This window comes from Ferruginibacter paludis, assembly GCF_030409685.1.
In the GTDB taxonomy this organism is placed as follows: Bacteria; Bacteroidota; Bacteroidia; order Chitinophagales; family Chitinophagaceae; genus Ferruginibacter; species Ferruginibacter paludis.
In genome coordinates this window covers 1-18,196 of the sequence record NZ_JAUFQJ010000025.1, presented here as the reverse complement: position 1 = coordinate 18,196, position 18,196 = coordinate 1, and the positions used below count along the sequence as shown (strand labels likewise).

Sequence of the window (18,196 nt, the reverse complement as noted above, 5' to 3'; positions counted from 1 at the left end):
ATCACGTTGGGGTATGCTGAAAGTCGTTCGCAAAAGAGTGCAAAATAAATCATGAGTACATGCAAAGTAGCATACAGATTAATCTGGCTAAGCAGTGAGTCCAAAAGCAATCATGGGCAGTTTAACAATAGATCTATATAATAAAGAAGAGAAACAAATGTTTTACTGGCAGAAAGGCTTGTAGTAATTATAAACAGCGTCGAGGAGTTACTTATTTCCGTTTGCAAATTTAATTCGCTACTTTTCATTCAGTTATCACCAGCATGAAGTTATTTTATTTTATACTGTTTTTCATTTGCCTGCAGTTTAATATACTTGCGCAGCAACATAAGGAAGCAACTCCTGCCGATTCTTTTTATGTGGTGGATGCAAAGGTTCAGATACACGATCTGAGGCCAGTCTCAGTTGTACTGGCTGATGAAACAAACAAATTCACGGTTCAGGAAATTACGGCCGGAAAATTTGATGATAAATTTAAGCCTGTAGCAGCTTTCAAACAATTAAAGAATTATACCAGTTACTGGATACGCCTTTCTGTTGAAACCAGGGATAGCTTTAGTAATTGGTGGCTGCTGTTGCGGGATACAAGCCGGTATTATTACGCTTCCAATTCGGATGCCGTGCAGTATAATTTTGTGGATGTTTTTTTCCTGAGTCAAAACAAAGAGCTTGTATCGCACCAGCGAAGCGGCCTTTATGTTCCCCGCTCACAGAAGCAGATTAAAAACACAGCAGGCATCAGCCGCGTGCTTTTTTCCGGCAGCCCGGGCGGGAGGCAGATAATTTATATTAAGTTCTACAGTACTTCTGGCGGAACCGCTTCACCCTATATTGAGCTGCATAATCCTTCAGTTATGTTACCTGCAGGTTTTGGAGATGGTCTCATCACGGTGCAGGGTGGTATTGTATTCCTTTTTTCGCTGTTCTCCTTTTGCCTTTTCTTTTTTATAAAAGACAAATCGTATTTATTTTTTGGATTGTATACTCTTTTTCTGACACAGATTTATCTTACCATACATTCCCGGTTGCCTTTTATTGACTGGTATACACCTGAGCATCCGCAACTATATATTAGTTTTCAAATTATACTGGTGCCCGGCATTTTTATTTTCTTCCTTTTATTCGGACGTTCTTTCATTAATCTGCCTGCTTTGTCAAAACAAACAGATAATATTTTAAAAGTTTTTATTGGTGCCTGGAGCATAATTGTAATGATGCAGCTAATCTGGTTAGCTAGCGCTAAGCATGCTTTTTTTCTTCCTGTTTCAAACCTTCTTTTTACTGCTGTTACATTTGTGTTTGTTATCCGCTTTGCCTTTTTCAATAATATTTTTGCCCGCTTATTTATAGTGGGGGGCTTATGGCTTTTATGTTTTTCCATCCTTGGTTTCCTGGATAATATGTACGGTTTTATGCCCTTTCGACCGTTTCCCGTAGGCCAGCTCGGGCAGTTATTCATATTTGCAGTAGCCCTTGCCTATAAGATAAAATTAAATGAGCAGGCAAAGGCCGAAGCTGATAACATAAAAGACATTGACGATATTAAATCACGGTTCTTTGCCAACATTTCTCATGAATTCAGAACGCCGCTAACACTTATCCAGGGCCCTCTACAGAAAATAGAAGAACAGGCCAATGACAGATCAAGAAGTGGATATACAGAAGTTTCGTTGCGCCAGATCAGCACCATGCGAAGACACACTGACCGTTTGCTTGAACTGGTAAATCAATTACTTGATCTATCAAGGCTCGATTCGGGTAAGATGAAGATGCAGGTGATTAAAGGAGATGTAATGCAGATAATAAAGGTGCTGGCAGCCTCTTTTGAATCCATGGCAGAAAGAAAACAAATACATTATTATGTTCATCTTCCTGAACAAACCACCATCACTTTTTTTGATAAAGACAAGCTTGAAAAGATTATAACCAATCTTTTAGGCAATGCATTTAAATATACCCCTGAAAAAGGAAGTGTGTCACTGAATGTGGAATGTGATGAAAACAGGATTCGTTTTGAGGTAGATGACAGCGGGCCCGGCATATCCAAAAAAGACCTGGCCAAAGTGTTTGACCGTTTTTACCAGGTGGAGGGAACAGAAGATAAAGGAACAGGCATTGGTCTTGCACTGGTAAAAGAATTGGTTGACCTATATAGCGGCCAGATAAGCGTGAGCAGCGAACCCGGCAAGGGCACCCGTTTTAAGGTAAGCCTGCCCGTTGGTAAAAATGCATTCAATGAAAATGAAATGGTGTATGGTGAATGGAAGGACAATGAAATACAAGTAAATAAAAGGTATGAAGAAAGCCAGGAAAAAAGTCCCGTGTTGAAACAGATTAATGGGAGCGACCTGCCGCTTGTATTAATTGTGGAAGACAATGACGATCTGCGGCAGTTTATTTATGAAACAATTGAAAAAGAATTCCAGGTAATTGAAGCAACAAACGGCAAGCAAGGCTATGAAAAAGCGATAGCTGAAATTCCTGATCTGGTTGTTAGCGATGTGATGATGCCTGTAATGGATGGTTTTAAAATGGCGGCTCAATTGAAAAAAAACGAACATACCAGTCATATACCTGTGATACTGTTAACAGCAAAAGCTGGTCAGCAGCACAGGGTAGAAGGGCTTGAAACGGGGGCAGATGATTATCTCACCAAACCATTTGATGCAAAAGAATTGCTGGTGAGAATTCAAAACCTGGTGCAGCAAAGAAAGTTATTGCGTAAAAAATTTGCCGGCCAGGTGATGCTGAAACCGGCTGAAATAGCAGTTAACAGCACAGATGAAAAATTTCTGACCAATGTGATGCAGGCGATTGAAAAAAATATGGAGGAAGACAATTTTGGAGTTGAAGAACTGGCAGGGGCTGTCAATATGAGCAGGAGCCAGTTGCATAGAAAATTAATTGCCCTAACCAACCAAGCTCCTGGAGAGGTTATCCGCAACACAAGATTGTTAAGGGCCAAAGAATTACTGCAGAAAAAATATGCCACGCCTTCCGAAGTGGCTTTTAAAGTAGGCTTTAGTAGTCACACGTATTTTTCCAAATGTTTTAAAGAAGAGTTTGGAGTAAGTCCAAGTGAAATTTTGTAAAGTTATGCGACCTTTTAGGGGGGAAAGCAACCGAAAGAAAATTAAGCACAAATATTCCAGCATGCTGTTGCAGGCAACCGCAAAAAAACATTAATTTTCTTTTAGAGGCAACTACAATTATTAACTGTCTGGCAAATGCCCTAACGACAGTAATCAGTATTGCAACGAATCGCAAAAAACGAAGTGTCATAATAATTAACGAATGTTAAACATTTTTCTGCAGAATATATGCTGCGGCTGAAAAAGTATTGATGCCTCTGATATCTATCGTCATTATTGTTCTGCCGCAAAGTTCAGCAAAAGAACTCATCGCCTGCATGAAGCGGGTGTGCTTAGTATTGTACCGGTTGAAGCCGGTAGGGCACTTATGCCCGTAGATGGAGGCAGGTGCAATTACATATATACCGACGAAGCAGGAGAGCGGCAACAGACTTATTCCAGGATATTTATCAATGTAGTCAGACAACCGGCTTTTAGTTCCAGCGATTTTCCTTTTCCTTCGCTCGACACTGCGACTGTTATCAGTCCTGCACAATTAAAATTTCAATCGGTAGAAAATGCCCTTGCACAAATTGACCAGGGCAACAGCAATATTGTTAAGGCTTACTCCGCATTATTATTATTTGCAGGTGCCGGGCATAAACATCAACAATCGTTTCCGGATGGTGAACAGTTTTGCGGCATTACGGGTAATATTTATATCATGGCAGTGCCCTATATTGCCGGGCTCAAACCCGATTACGCTGGTCTGGATTTTTGTGAAACGGCTCGTGAATGTATTGTCCAGGCATTGTTTACAAAAGAAACCGAAGAACATGCCGCAGGTTAAAGGAATTTTATTTACTCCTGCTATAAGTCAGATAGTTCAAAACATCCGGCTGTCAATAATTGAATCCGAAGTAATCATTCTTTTTAATATCGAATTAGCAACGGTTGCCGGCATTGCATTCAATTAACACACCGTTAGGTAAGATGTAAACAAATCATTTTACAACGTCCAGTCTGGCCTTATGAAATGGCAGGTATAGCCGTAAGGATTTTTCTGCAGATAATCCTGGTGCTCTTCTTCGGCATTCCAAAAGTCTGTCGCAGGCATCACTGCAGTAACAATTTTGCCCGGCCATTTTCCTGATGTTTCCATTTCTTTAATGAGTGTATCCGCTGTATCCTTTTGTACATCATCCAGGTAAAAAATGGCAGAACGGTAGGATAATCCCCTGTCGTTGCCCTGCCTGTTCAATGTTGTGGGATCATGAATCTGAAAGAAAAATTCCAGCAATGCACGATATGATAAGGTGGAAGGGTCAAACACAATTTCAATAGCTTCTGCATGTGTACCATGATTACGGTAAGTGGCGTTGGGTACATCGCCGCCTGTATAACCCACTACTGTTGACTTAACACCGGGAAGCTTGCGAATAAGTTCTTCTACACCCCAAAAACAGCCACCTGCCAAAATTGCTTTTTCCATTTTATATATTCTTTTTGTTTGGTGCAAAGTTAACTCGCCGATATTGAAAATGAACATGATGCTGGCAGGAAGTATGTTTTACAAGAGGATCGTATTATCCCAGGCCATTAAGTTTACAATGACCAAGTCAGGTTGACACAAGTTATCCGGGCAGCAGCTTTGGTGTTTTCTGCAAGCTGGGTTCCCTGATTTGTAACAGGTTAGCTTCTGGCATATGTTGTCACCGAGGTGCAATTTCCATCCCTCCCTGGCCAGTTCGTTTTTGAAAGTATACTTACTGGCGTTTTGAAACATAGTATACAACTAATTTAGTTCAGCATCAGGCCTGGCTGGATCATGATGGGCGAACAAAAGTTGTTTCACCCCTGCGACGGACGCAAACAGCGCCGCATTATCAATAGAACAGTGTCCCCAGCCTTACCGGGCCCGTAAAAGAAGCAAACCATATGGATGAGCGAATCCTTTATTGAGTGCAAGCTTGCTTTCATGCGTGAGCATCCGTCCGTTTTGAATAATTACTATTGACTATTGAAATATTTTCAATTAAATAGCGCTGGTAAGTATTAACTTTGATAGGGTAGCGACGGGGTGGCAATTTTATCTTCAATCATTCCGCACAGCGGATGATTTGCGATACCCGGCAGCTTCTTAATCTTAAATTATGTTTACAAATATTTCCAGAATTGACGAGGAAAGTTACGGCCTGTTAGTTGAGTCAGTAAAGGAATATGCCATTTTTATAATAGACGTCAACGGCTATATAACCACCTGGAACAAGGGGGCGGAACAAATTAAAGGGTATACTGCCAGCGAAATTATTGGGGAACACATCTCAGTTTTTTATACCCCGGAGGAAATTGCCAACAATGAGCCTGAAACCAATTTGCAGCTTGCCAGGGCATACGGACGATTTGAGTGTGAGGGTTGGCGGCTAAGAAAGGATGGCACACTATTTTGGGCCAATGTTATATTTGCCGCATTAAAAAATGATAAAGGCGAGTTGGTTGGATTTGGCAAAGTAACAAGGGATGAAACTGCAAGAAAAAATGCGGCGGAGGAAATAAACCGGTTAAACAGTGAGCTAACCAACCTGCTGCAACGAAGCCAGATAGAAACCGCTGACTACAAACATGCACTGGATGAATCGGCTATTGTAGCTATTACGGATCAGAAGGGTATTATTAAGCATGTAAATGAAAATTTTTGCCGCATCTCAAAATATTCAGAAAAAGAACTGATAGGGCAGGACCATCGTATCATCAACTCCGGCCATCATGCCAAAGCATTTATAAAGGAGTTATGGACAACCATTGCCAACGGCAAAATATGGAAGGGTGAATTAAAAAATAAAGCAAAGGATGGTACGTTTTATTGGGTTGATACCACAATTGTACCTTTCCTGAATGAACACGGCAAACCCTACCAATACCTGGCCATTCGAAGCGACATCACCCAACGAAAATTGTTTGAAGAAGAACTGTTGCGGGTAAATGAAGAACAGGAAAGAACGATAGCAGCAAGGACGCTGGAGCTTCGGGAGGCATTGGCTGCGGCACGGGAGTTAAACGACATTAAAACGCGGTTTGTATCGCTTGCCTCGCACGAATTTCGTACTCCTTTAAGTGCTATTCTTACAAGTGCTTCTTTGGTAAATCACTACCTGGAACCTGAATTTGAAGATAAAAGAAATAAGCATATTGACAGGATAAAAGGTGCCGTGCATCACCTTACAAACATCCTGGACGATTTTTTATCCGTCGAAAAACTGGAACAGGGAAAAATCGAAACCGCTGGTGCCGACTTTAATCTGATACCTGTTATTGAGGAAACCATCGATAGCATGGAAGGCATGGTAAAAAAAAGAAACCATGAAATTCAGTTTATCTACAGCGAACCAATATCCGTGTTTCAGGATAAAAAAATATTCAGAAATATTTTACTCAACCTGCTTTCCAACGCGATAAAATATTCAGCAGATGGTAAAACGATACAGGTAATAACCGGCGTAAAAGGAGCCAATGTTTTTGTTTCGGTGAAGGATAATGGAATAGGAATTCCACTGGAATCGCAGAAGGAATTATTCAGTATTTTCTTCAGGGCGAATAATGCCGCCCATATTCAGGGCACGGGCCTTGGGCTCAATATTGTTAAAAAATATGTGGAAATGCTAGGCGGCAGTATATACTTTACAAGTGTTGAAAATGAAGGCTCCACCTTCACAATTGAGTTTCCCAAAAACCTGTAACGCCTGCAAAGACAGTGATAAATAAACCTTACTTTTTTAAAATTGATGGCCAACCCGTATAAATAAATCCACAAAAATTTCAGAAAGATTTTCAAGTCATATTTTAGTGTGATTATCGTCATGTCCAAAACAGAATATCCAAATTAGCTTTGCTCATTCATGAAGAAAATACTTATTATCGAAGACAACACAGCCATCAGGGAAAATACTGCTGAATTGCTGGAGTTAAATAGATTCAGCGTATTGACTGCTGAAAATGGTCAGGCTGGATTTGAACTGGCAAAAATTAGTGTACCCGATATTATACTGTGTGATATGATGATGCCCGACACAGACGGACGCCAGTTTCTCAAATTAGTGAAAGAAGATGTTATTACGGCAAATATTCCTCTTGTTTTTTTTAGTGCCGGCTCGCTTGCTCCCGAAATTCAGGAACAACTGGTCACCGGCAAAGATGGCTATCTTAAAAAACCATTTACAGAGGAAGGTTTGTTGGATGCAGTAAAAAAGGCCAGCATTATACCTCATGTCAATTCAATAGCACATTCTTAACTAGTATAGGTAATCTATTTGGAGGTGGATATTGCATAAAGCGTTCGCGACAATAGCAGGCAGATCACCTCCACCGGGCATTTGCCACGGGTTATTCCCTTCTAAAAAGGCTTTACATCCTCCCTTTCTACTGTTACAGTGCATTCACCAATAAGAGCGGCCAAAGCGCCCACGGCTGCCAGCACCGGCGCCAGTACTGCGCCCAGTACTCCAATTGTTAATGGAAAATTCATGACCTCTTTACCTTCCTTATCATGAATGCTTATTTTTCGCACGTTGCCTTCTTCAAAAAGTTCTTTTACTTTTTTCACCAGCGTTTCCCCATCCAGTTTAAAAGATTCAGTTGCCATGATTTTTTGTGTTAATGATGATTGTTATGAATAATAATAGAGAGAGGCTTCGCTTTATATTGTTTCCACTTCCAGATAAAATCGTGCTGGTAATTTTTTAATAAAATATAAAAGGCGATAGCCATTGATACCGTAGCGGGAAAAGCAGAACCTACCCCCAATGGCGCAATAGCCAGGCCAAAAATAATGCCGCCGGTACAGGCTAGTTTTGTAAATGTTTTATTTAACATCAAGCCGGCTCCAATTAAAAGTTGCCCCACGGCAATGGTGCATACAAAAGCAGTTATGTGCTGCGAAAAATACCCGTTGATAAAATTACGGTACCATGGCAAGGTATTCAGCCTGGCATAATCAAGGTATATACTGGGCTCGTTAATGGCAGTAGATGTATTAAAATAGGCTGCCCATAAAAAGAAGCCCGCTAAAAAAAGCCTTGCCCACATTGGTTTTTTTATTGCTACAGGTATGCACAATCCAAATACCAGATTGGAAATGATATAAGGAATTAACCATTGCTTAAGCGCTTCCATAAAAATATTTTTCGTTAATGAGTCGCGGGAATAAAACAAAAATGCACGTCATCCAGCAAATAAAGAATGACCACAATCAATAAAATTATTGAGGTTGGTTATGAAATTTCAATGATCAGCACCTGGTGAATACAATATTTTTTTTATGTCACCGTTCTACAAAACATAGTAATCAAATTATCAATAAAGCAACAGGTTCAACACAGGAAGAAACATAACTTTTTACTAACCCAACCCGATAAAAGAAAGCTGCTCCTAAAAAGGCAGCTTTTTACATTGCTCAAAGTTTCATGCGTAATTGTTTTTCGTCTTTCCTGGTCATGGTATACATAAGTTGATTTGCAACTAAAAATATAGATTGAAGACATCTCAACGCCTTGTCCTTTAAACAGGAGCATTGATTTTCTATTATTTAAAAGTCAGGTTATAACCTATTTAGTTCTTTCCCGCCAAAAACAATAACAGCACCAACATTGCACTAAATTTGCCTGCTAACTAACAACAAGTGTATTTGGCATGCAACATGCTTGGCTGTTTATGCAAGCCCTAAAATAAAACGAATGGTAAAGAAAATCATAAAAATAGTATTGATCAGCCTGGTGGTTTTAATTGTGGCAGCCTTCGCAGCGCCATACCTCTTTAAAAGCCAGATTGTAAACCTGGTAAAGAAAGAGATCAATAAAAAGATCAATGCCAAGGTTGATTTTAAAGATGTGGACATTTCATTCTTTCGTCATTTTCCAAAAGTAGCCGTTGGGCTGGATGAGCTGCGGGTAATTGGCACCGGCGTATTTGCTGCCGATACACTGGTAAGTGCTCAACGGATTGATGCAGCGCTCAACATCATGAGCGTGGTGCAGGGGAAAGACATGACCATTTATTCCGTGTTTGTAGAGTCGCCCCGCGTACATGCGATTGTAAATAAAGACAGCCTGGTAAACTGGGACATCATGAAGCCTGATACTGCGGTAGCAACACTAACAAACGAAAAGCCTTTTAAAATGGCCCTGCAGCAATATGCCCTCTCAAATGCCTACATCAGTTACAGGGATGAAACAGCTGCGATCGGTACAGAAATATTCAATCTCAATCACAAGGGCTCCGGGGATTTTACCTCTGACCTTTTTACATTAAAAACAACTACCAATGCAGATGCGGTGACAGTTACCTATGGAGGTATTCCTTATATATCCAATGCCAGGGCAGTGGCGGATGCAGACATACAGGTAGATAACAAAAGCAATGTCTATCGTTTTAAGACGGACAAAATAACTGTAAATGATCTCAAAATAACCGGCGAAGGCGCCATTAAAAACATGGCTGAGAAAGGCTATGATCTCGACATCAAATTCAATGCACCCTCAACCGATTTTAAAAATATTTTATCACTGATACCGGCCATTTATAAAAATGATTTTAACAAGATAAAAACCAGTGGCAGTGCCATTTTTAGCGGGTTTGTAAAAGGCGTGTACAGCGAAACAGCTATGCCGGGGTATCATGTGGATATGGAAGTGAAAGACGGATTTTTTCAATACCCCGACCTGCCAAAACCATTGCAGCAAATCAATATCAAGGCACAGGTGGATAACCCTGATGGAGTAACTGATAATACCGTAGTAAATGTCGAAAAAGCGCATATTGAGATGGACAAAGAACCTTTTGATATCCGCCTGCTGGTTAAAAAGCCCATCAGCAATCTGTTTGTAGATGCCGCAGCGAAAGGCAAGCTTGATTTGGGTAAGATTGCACAACTCATAAAGCTGGAAGCGGGCACCAAAATAACCGGCCTGTTAAATGCAGACATTTATGTAAAAGGAAATGTAAAAGATATAGAACAGCAAAAGCTGGATCAGTTTACTGCAGGCGGCGCCCTTGACTTAAACAACTTTTTATACGTTGCAAAAGATTATCCCACCGGTGTTAAAATCAATGCGCTTTCTACTTCGTTTACACCGGCTAAAGTGGATATTAAAACCCTGGACGGTCAGTACCTCTCATCCAATTTTAGTGGCAGTGGTCAAATCAATAACCTGCTGAATTATATGTTGCAGTCGAAGCCGCTTAATGCAAGTCTTACCCTGAAGGCCGATAACATTAATTTAAATGACTGGATGGGGACCAGCACTGATACTACCACCAAAGGTCCTGCAGCTGCACCTTTTGCGGTGCCTGCCAATTTAAATGTGCTGGTAAATACCAGTATAGATAAACTGCATTATGATAAAGTTGATATCACCGGTTTATCGGGCAGCCTTAAAATAAATGATGAAACTGTAACCATTGCAGATGTAAAAGGCAATGCACTGGACGGCGCGGTAATGGTGAACGGAAGTTATTCCACCAAAGTAAGTAAAACCAAACCCGACATTAGTTTGGTATACAATGTAGATAAAGTAGACGTACAAAAAACCTTTGCGGCTTTCAATACCGTGCAGGTGCTGATGCCAATCGGTAAATTTATTGCAGGCAGGCTCACATCACAGTTGACATTAAAAGGTAAGCTGGGCGATAACATGATGCCGGATTTAATGAGCCTTTCCGGCAACGGCAATCTCTTGCTGATAGAAGGTTTCCTGAGCAAGTTTGCACCACTCGAAAAAATTGCCAGCACATTAAATGTAAAAGAGCTGGAACAAATTGCAGTAAAGGATGTAAAGAATTACATTGAATTTAGTAACGGTCAGGTACTGGTAAAACCTTTTACTGTAAAAGTAAATGGTATTGATATGGAAATTGGCGGTTTACAGGGCTTTGACCAATCGCTGAATTACGCAATCAACATGAAGTTGCCCCGTGCCTTAATGGGCGATAAAGGCAACCAGCTGGTGAACAACCTGGTGATGCAAATAAACAGCAAAGGTATTCCGGTTAAAGTAGGGGAAACAGTAAATCTTAACCTGAAACTGGGAGGGTTTTTAAAAAGCCCTACTATAAAAACCGACCTTAAACAGGGAGCTGAAAACCTGGCAGATGAGTTGAAACAACAGGTTACTGCTTTTGCAAAAGCGAAGATAGACAGTACCAAGCAAGCCATTACCAGTGCAGTAAAGGATACCATTACTTCTGTAAAAAAACAAGCGATTGCCCTTGCTAAGGATGAGTTGGCTAAACAAGTATTTGGCAACAAAAGTACTACTACTGATTCCGCAAAAGCAACTGCCAGGCCACAGGAATCTGTAAAAGGCCTGATGAATAATTTGTTTAAAAAGAAACCAAAAGACACTATCGGTAAGCATTGAACTTTCCATGCCAGGCCATATCCCAAAACATGTAATATGTTCAACACTTTGAGATGGGAGTGATGAAAAGCCGTGACACCAACATGTATGAAAGCTGAACAAATATCCCTTTTAGTATGCCCTGAAAGTAGCCGATACATTTTATACTATATATACTGGTGTTGAAAAGCACCGTAAATTAACCAGCTATTACTGTAACTGTTGCAGGTATGGCCGCCATATTTTTTGTGGCACGTTATTTCAGTATTTGTAGTACATGGCAAAAATATTGATTGTAGAAGATACAGAAGACATCCTGAAAATGTTAGATTTTATAATTCAGCGGCAAGGCCATCAATCTTCAGTGGCATGTTGCAGAGCCGAATTGTTGGCGAATTTGTCGATCATAACACCGGATCTGATTCTCATGGACGTGATGCTAAAAAATGAAGACGGGCGGAAGTTGTGCAAAGAGGTTAAAGAGACCAATCCTAACATAAAGGTTATCCTGCTGTCAGCTAGCTTTGAAAAGCTGAAAACTTACCGGGAAAACAAGGCAGATGATTTCATTGAAAAGCCGTTCGATATTAATACCCTTCTTGCTAAAATAAACAAGCATTTGTCTTAATGACAAACAGTTTAAAGTCCCCGGTGCATCGTAGTGAATTATACGAAGCCAGATAGATCATTGTTGGTGATCATTGTTGAATTTGTTGCCAGGGTGATAGTAAAAACATACTATGCTAATGCGCAAACTTCAGTAATCTTTCTTCCTTTCCTTTTCGATAGTAATTTAGAAGCCACATAATAGTATAAGTTGGAATAATATCCGTACCCGGTAAAATTTCTTCTACAAAGTTAAACATACCTCCAACTAGGCCGGCCCGCCCGAATGTAAAAACAAAAGTAATAGCAGAGATAGGGGCCCAGAGCACATCGCCCAATTCACCAAAGCCCGGAATAATATAGGTAATACATCCGGCCAGATCCATTAAGAGGCAAAATTTTAGAGTAGGTTGATAGGTTTTCATATTTATTGGATTTGTAAAAACTGATCAAATATGTTGCCGGAGTAGACATCGGAAATGATAAGCTTAGTTTTGTGAATAACTTTGCGGTCTCTCCCGGGGTATTTACCAACTACAAAATGCATTTTAAAAATTGTCATAGTAAAAGCCCTCCGTATGACACCCTTTTGTAAAATTGATAATGGTGGCTCTTTACTTCTATTCGCAACCCGTGTCTTATAGCAATACATTATTACGGTGCCGGAAGTTGCCGTTATGATGCATCGATCAATTTCTAAACGAAAAAGTTTCCGGAATAGTGCGCAGTAAAGTGTAGGCTGATGAAAATAGCCGAATGGGATGCGATGGGTTAGCAATTCAGGGACTATGTTACCGCTGCAATAATTTGCCGGGCAACAGTATGATGCCTTTCAGTAAACCAAAAACGCCGTCTACTGCAATGCCAACCAGCCGGAAGGGAAGTGTCAGTATCCAAAAAACAGGATACAGAACCAACGCCAAAATAGCCAGCGGCCAACAAATAATAAAGAGGATTAGCCACGCTATGAATGTAAACATGGTATGAAGGTAATTATTGAAAATAAAAGTCACAAGTCAAATTATATGAACGGTGTAGTGTGTTACCCGGTGTAGCTGTGCGGTACAGCGAGATGGGTTTCAAAAGCGTAGTGAAACCCAGGTAAATGAATTATTTAATCAACAACTCCGAGGGTAAAGGTTATCAATAAAAGGATCGTTTAAACGGTTGTAGATACAAGAAGCTGTATTTGTTGATTGAAGACCTTTTAATGTACATCCTCATCATATAAAATCATTTGTTTTTTTTATCAGTGGTAATTACTTATTGGGGAATAACCCTTTCTTTGTTTAAAAATAAACGCTATGAGGAAAATTATTTGTGTAACATTTTTGCTGCTTGTAGTGGCATCACAACATGCCAGTGGTCAGGCATTGCGTATTCCTGATACAACCAACTATGTATGCATTACCGGCAAAAAAATAGCCACTACTGAAATTACAGTCCATTACAGTGCCCCGGGGGTAAAGGGCCGTGAGGGGAAAATATATGGCACTTCAGTCGTACCGTTCGGGTATGAAGTACTAGGCTTTGGTTCTGCTATGCCATCGCCATGGCGTGCCGGCGCAGATGAGGCTACCACAATGTCCTTCTCTACTGATGTAACCATTAATGGTAAAAAACTGCCAGCAGGCAAATATGCCTTCTTTATTGAAGCACATGAAGATAGCAGTGTGTTAATCTTTAATAAAAATACCAAAGAGTGGGGAAGTTATTTTTACCGGAAAGAACTGGATGTGCTGCATGTACCTACCGTACAAAAGAAAAATTTGCCTTACCTGCAGGAAAGGCTGGTGTACAATTTTACCAATCAGACAGATCGTTCTGTTGACATCAGTTTGGATTGGGAAAGATGGAGTTTCCCCCTCAGGGTAGCAATTGATCTAAAGAATACTGTTCTTGAAAACATAAGGGAACAGATGAGCGGCGCTATTGGTTTTGACCCGGCAAGTCTTGAGGCTGCTGCCGGATGGTGTGTGGCAAACGACACAAATTACAATGAAGCGTTAAACTGGATCAATTCAGCTACCGACCCACGCCTGGGAGGCGTCCGGTCATTCAATGCCTTATCTATACAATCCCGCATTTTAAAGAAACTGGGCAACGATAAGGAGGCGTCAGACATGATGAAAGCGGCTACGGAAAACGCTTCGGCGCAGGAACTTCATAATTATGGCCGTCAATTAATGAGTGAAAATAAACTGCCTCAGGCGTTTGAGGTATTTCAGAAAAACTTTACAAAGAATAAAGGTGCCTGGCCAACCAATGCAGGAATGATGAGAATCTATTCTGCCATGGGTAATTATAAGAAAGCATTGGAACATGCAAAAGCGGCTTTACCGCAAGCACAGGATGAAGCAACAAAAAAGTTTTTAGAAACAGCTATCAAAACACTGGAACAAGGCAAGCCCTTGTAAGTTTTTTTAGTATAACGCCATACCGCCGTCAACTTTGAAATATGGATTTTTTACACCCGAAGTAGTTTAAAAACATCGTTCAAAAAACAAATCAATCTATTATCTTAGCACTATGGTAGTCATTACAAGTCATGCAGAATTCGAATCTTACCTAGCCAAAGAAATAGGAGTATCACCCTGGCACCAGGTAACGCAGCAACAAATCAATAATTTCGCCGATGCCACACTTGATCATCAATGGATACATGTGGATGTGGAAAGAGCTAAAACAGAAAGCCCTTTCAAAACAACCATTGCGCATGGTTACCTCACGCTGTCATTGGTGCCTTTTTTCTGGAAACAAATTGCAGATGTACGGAACCTCAGGATGGAAGTAAATTACGGCATTGAACAGCTCAGGTTCGGGCAGGCGGTACTTGTAGATAACGAAGTGCGGTGCAGGGTATCACTCAAATCCATCATCAATCTGCGGGGTACAACCAAGGCTACACTCTACATCCAACTGGAAATAAAAGACCAGCCCAAGAATGCTTTTGCGGGAGACGTTGTTTTTCTTTATCATTTTATTTAACGATGGTGGGTTGCTTTGATAGCAATCACCGTGAAACGGCAAATTAATTCAGTTGAACCATATTTTGGTGAAATTCTCTTTGGGTTTAAATTATGCAATGACAACCAACCCTACAATGTTTACAATTGAAATTGTTTGTTCATCAGCCATGCCTTGTAAAATAATATGCAGACCCACTTTATAAATGAATAAAGATCGGAGGGTTGGCACAAAAAACAAATTATACATATCTCATCAGAATTGTCTGAAGTAGTAAAAGTGTGAACTACCCGTAAGGCAGAATAGCAAATGAAAGCAAAGGATTTAACGGTTAAGGGGATATGCTTCTGATGTTTATATTTTGTTTGGCGGTGTATTAATTACTGAAGAAAAACAACCATGCGGATAACCGGTCTATCCAGAAAAAAAACCATTTAAATCTAAATGGGTGGATATTCAATTGATAATAACCTCTTTGGGAGTGCAATGTTCAAAAAGCTTTACAAAGGGAAGTTGAGATAACCATTCTGGATACTGATCCGTTGATCGGTTAATTATGGTTTATCGGCGTTGGTATCTACAATCAAAAAAAGCATAGGCAGTGACTTAATGAAAGGAATTATTCAGGAAGCAAACAGGGGTGCGCTGGATGATTTGTCTGGCAACGGCGAAAGTAAAGAACATCCCATGGCGCCAGCAATTTGGTTTTACATTTTACCACGAATGTAACTTGGGTTATCTGTTATTTTGCATGAAAAAAAGCAGCTAAAATTGATGGGTGAAGGAAAGTCGACAATTGGAGACCGGGCAGCGAAAAAAGTAAAATGGACAAACCGGCGTGAGATCCGGTTTGTCCACTCTGTGACCTGGATTGGATTCGAACCAATGACCCTCAGCTTAGAAGGCTGATGCTCTATCCAGCTGAGCTACCAAGTCTTTAATTTTTTTGCAAATATAGGGCAAATCAATTATTCACTTTGGTGTTTTTTAAATTAATCGTGGATTGTAATTATGGAATAGAATTAGCTACATTAATAAATCTTCATTGTATATCTTTGCAAACTTATATTAATCAATAAGCGAAATTTAATAATATATAAATCCGCCTGTTGTTTAATTCCTCTTAACTAAAAATAAAATGTTTATGAAACAGCTTAAAGCGACAATCCTTTTTATTTGTCTTGCTCACATCGGCTTTGCCCAGAATTTTGGCGGCCCCAAAAAAGGTACTGCAATTGGTTTTAGTGGTAACATGGTAGATTTTTCTGCCTCTGTTCCTAAAATAGGAAAAGTTGATCCCGGTTTTTCATTGATACTATGGCATGGACTTACCAGCCACATCGATTATTCTTTACGCTACAACGGCTTGTTCACAGATTATGTGAAAAAAATTAACGTGACTAACAGCTATACGAATGAGTTTGAAGGATCGTTGCATGCCCGTTTACTGGCCAATGATCACCTGTTTAATCCTTTCCTTACTGCAGGTATCGGCATCGGCAGTTATGGCAAAAATACATGGGCTCCATATGTTCCGTTGGGCGGGGGTTTGCAAATGAACTTATATAATGAAGGCTACGTGTTTTTACAGGCTAACTACCGTGCAAGTCTTGCAAAAATCAAATTGGATAACAACATGTTTTATTCATTAGGATTTACACAAAATATTAGCTCTACACAAGCAACTCCTAAAATGGCCCCATTGCCTCCTGTACCAGTTGTTACAGATAGAGATAATGACGGGGTAGTTGATAGCCTGGATGCTTGTCCTGACGTAGCTGGCCTGGCTTCATTGAAAGGATGCCCTGATACAGATGGAGACGGTATTACTGATAAAGATGATAAATGCCCGACTGTAAAAGGTTTTGCAAAGTACCAGGGGTGCCCTATACCTGATACTGATGGTGATGGTATTAATGATGAAGAAGATAAATGTCCCGCAGTTGCTGGTGTTGCCAGATACCAGGGATGTCCTATTCCTGATAAAGATGCGGATGGTGTAAATGATGAAGAAGACAAATGTCCTTCAGAAGCTGGCCCTGCATCCAACTTTGGTTGCCCTGTAATCAATGCAGAAATTATCAAGAAAATAAACATGAGCGCAAAGAATATTTTCTTTGCAACCGGCAGTGCTAAGTTGCTGGCTAAGTCAAACGCTTCGTTGAATAATGTAGTGACTATTTTAAATGACAATCCTGGATACAAGGTGGATATTGCTGGTCATACAGATAACACAGGTAAGGCAGACAAGAACCAGACTTTGTCTGAAGCAAGGGCCAATGCGGTGAAAGCATATTTTGTAAGCAAGGGTATTGACGAAAGCAGGTTGAACGCTACTGGTTTCGGACAAGATAAGCCCATCGCTGATAACAAAACAGCAGCAGGCCGCTCAAAGAACAGGAGAGTGGAACTGAACGTTAGAAATTATTAATCGCATTATCTTAAATGCAAAAAATGCCTCACAATTTTGTGAGGCATTTTTAGTATCATCTATTTTTACACTTTGTTTCATAAAAAAAGTCAACACCGAAAATAAAAGTCAACACCAACGGTTAAAACATAACTGTTATGTATATGCACAGAAAGTAGTTTTACATGCCTGTAAGGACCGCCTGCATTCAGCAGTTAAAAATCAAAGCTTGGTCCGATGTAACGGATCATTAAAACTTAAAATACTAAAGGTTAATTCTATTACCTCATTCCAATATAATTAGTCGTCCCTCAAAGAGTTTACAATCCTATTGAATACTGTATTGTGCGGTATTTAATAGGATTTTTACTTGCCGGATATTTGCAAATTTGTAAAAAAGCTTGCAAATTTATGAATGCTAATTACGCCAAAATACACTCCACAATTAGGTTTGTTTCATAGCCTGGGAGATCAGCTGGATCAGAAACATCCATTGTATCTGCTGGCCAATACAATTAATTGGTCTGTTTTTGAAGGTGCTTTTAAAAAGCATTACAGTGAAAAAATGGGTAAGCCTGCCAAACCGATTCGGTTGATGGTATCACTGCTGATCTTAAAGTATGTTCGCAACATCAGTGATGAAAACCTGGTGGAGCAATGGTCTGAAAATATCTACTTTCAATATTTTAGCGGTGAGCAAAATTTTTGTGCCGATATTCCGTGTGTGCCTACTGAACTTGTTGCTTTTCGTC

General features: G+C 40.1%; 15 protein-coding genes and 1 tRNA gene. 10 read left to right on the top strand and 6 right to left on the bottom strand.

The window, feature by feature from the left end; all coding sequences use genetic code 11:
- Positions 1 to 263: 263 nt before the first annotated feature.
- Together QWZ08_RS27815 and QWZ08_RS27810 are read left to right on the top strand one after the other, a co-directional pair.
- Positions 264 to 3,092, top strand: coding sequence for an ATP-binding protein (locus QWZ08_RS27815; RefSeq protein ID WP_290341241.1), 2,829 nt, complete (start codon positions 264 to 266; stop codon positions 3,090 to 3,092).
- Between the two features lie 328 nt (positions 3,093 to 3,420).
- Complete coding sequence (locus tag QWZ08_RS27810; RefSeq protein ID WP_290341237.1) at positions 3,421 to 3,921, top strand: hypothetical protein; 501 nt, start codon at positions 3,421 to 3,423, stop codon at positions 3,919 to 3,921.
- 159 nt (positions 3,922 to 4,080) lie between these two features.
- On the opposite strand, the gene msrA is transcribed toward QWZ08_RS27810, so the two are convergent.
- Positions 4,081 to 4,563, bottom strand: coding sequence for a peptide-methionine (S)-S-oxide reductase MsrA (gene msrA, locus QWZ08_RS27805; protein ID WP_290341235.1), 483 nt, complete (start codon positions 4,561 to 4,563; stop codon positions 4,081 to 4,083).
- A 661-nt stretch (positions 4,564 to 5,224) separates the two neighbouring features.
- Between msrA and QWZ08_RS27800 the strand changes: the two genes are divergently transcribed.
- Positions 5,225 to 6,808: a sensor histidine kinase gene (locus tag QWZ08_RS27800; protein WP_290341232.1), complete on the top strand. Its 1,584-nt coding sequence runs from the start codon at positions 5,225 to 5,227 to the stop codon at positions 6,806 to 6,808.
- 159 nt (positions 6,809 to 6,967) lie between these two features.
- A complete protein-coding gene (locus QWZ08_RS27795) occupies positions 6,968 to 7,360 on the top strand; it encodes a response regulator (RefSeq protein ID WP_290341229.1) in 393 nt (130 codons plus the stop codon).
- Between the two features lie 101 nt (positions 7,361 to 7,461).
- Here the strand turns inward: QWZ08_RS27795 and QWZ08_RS27790 are convergent, their stop codons facing one another.
- Positions 7,462 to 7,710: a DUF4342 domain-containing protein gene (locus QWZ08_RS27790; RefSeq protein WP_290341227.1), complete on the bottom strand. Its 249-nt coding sequence runs from the start codon at positions 7,708 to 7,710 to the stop codon at positions 7,462 to 7,464.
- 11 nt (positions 7,711 to 7,721) lie between these two features.
- The gene (locus QWZ08_RS27785) at positions 7,722 to 8,240 is read right to left on the bottom strand and encodes a hypothetical protein (RefSeq protein ID WP_290341225.1); all 519 of its coding nucleotides are present in this window, start codon (positions 8,238 to 8,240) and stop codon (positions 7,722 to 7,724) included.
- A gap of 560 nt (positions 8,241 to 8,800) precedes the next feature.
- Here QWZ08_RS27785 and QWZ08_RS27780 point away from each other — a divergent pair.
- The gene (locus QWZ08_RS27780) at positions 8,801 to 11,482 is read left to right on the top strand and encodes an AsmA-like C-terminal region-containing protein (RefSeq protein ID WP_290341223.1); all 2,682 of its coding nucleotides are present in this window, start codon (positions 8,801 to 8,803) and stop codon (positions 11,480 to 11,482) included.
- A 256-nt stretch (positions 11,483 to 11,738) separates the two neighbouring features.
- Positions 11,739 to 12,089, top strand: coding sequence for a response regulator transcription factor (locus QWZ08_RS27775; protein ID WP_290341221.1), 351 nt, complete (start codon positions 11,739 to 11,741; stop codon positions 12,087 to 12,089).
- Between the two features lie 115 nt (positions 12,090 to 12,204).
- Here QWZ08_RS27775 and QWZ08_RS27770 read toward each other — a convergent pair whose 3' ends face one another.
- Together QWZ08_RS27770 and QWZ08_RS27765 are read right to left on the bottom strand one after the other, a co-directional pair.
- Positions 12,205 to 12,492 carry a hypothetical protein gene (locus tag QWZ08_RS27770; protein WP_290341219.1) on the bottom strand — a complete coding sequence of 96 codons (288 nt, stop codon included), beginning with the start codon at positions 12,490 to 12,492 and terminating at the stop codon, positions 12,205 to 12,207.
- Positions 12,493 to 12,858: 366 nt separating this feature from the next.
- On the bottom strand, positions 12,859 to 13,047 hold the full coding sequence (locus tag QWZ08_RS27765) for a hypothetical protein (protein ID WP_290341217.1): 189 nt from the start codon (positions 13,045 to 13,047) through the stop codon (positions 12,859 to 12,861).
- A gap of 324 nt (positions 13,048 to 13,371) precedes the next feature.
- Here QWZ08_RS27765 and QWZ08_RS27760 point away from each other — a divergent pair, with 324 nt between their 5' ends.
- Together QWZ08_RS27760 and QWZ08_RS27755 are read left to right on the top strand one after the other, a co-directional pair.
- Positions 13,372 to 14,484: a DUF2911 domain-containing protein gene (locus tag QWZ08_RS27760; protein ID WP_290341213.1), complete on the top strand. Its 1,113-nt coding sequence runs from the start codon at positions 13,372 to 13,374 to the stop codon at positions 14,482 to 14,484.
- 112 nt (positions 14,485 to 14,596) lie between these two features.
- Positions 14,597 to 15,055, top strand: coding sequence for a MaoC family dehydratase (locus tag QWZ08_RS27755; RefSeq protein ID WP_290341211.1), 459 nt, complete (start codon positions 14,597 to 14,599; stop codon positions 15,053 to 15,055).
- 841 nt (positions 15,056 to 15,896) lie between these two features.
- Here QWZ08_RS27755 and QWZ08_RS27750 read toward each other — a convergent pair.
- Positions 15,897 to 15,970, bottom strand: a tRNA-Arg gene (locus QWZ08_RS27750).
- Positions 15,971 to 16,178: 208 nt separating this feature from the next.
- Between QWZ08_RS27750 and QWZ08_RS27745 the strand changes: the two genes are divergently transcribed.
- Positions 16,179 to 17,465: an OmpA family protein gene (locus tag QWZ08_RS27745; RefSeq protein WP_290341208.1), complete on the top strand. Its 1,287-nt coding sequence runs from the start codon at positions 16,179 to 16,181 to the stop codon at positions 17,463 to 17,465.
- Positions 17,466 to 17,859: 394 nt separating this feature from the next.
- Positions 17,860 to 18,196: transposase (locus QWZ08_RS27740; protein WP_290341206.1), on the top strand; the 337-nt coding region annotated here is incomplete at its 3' end.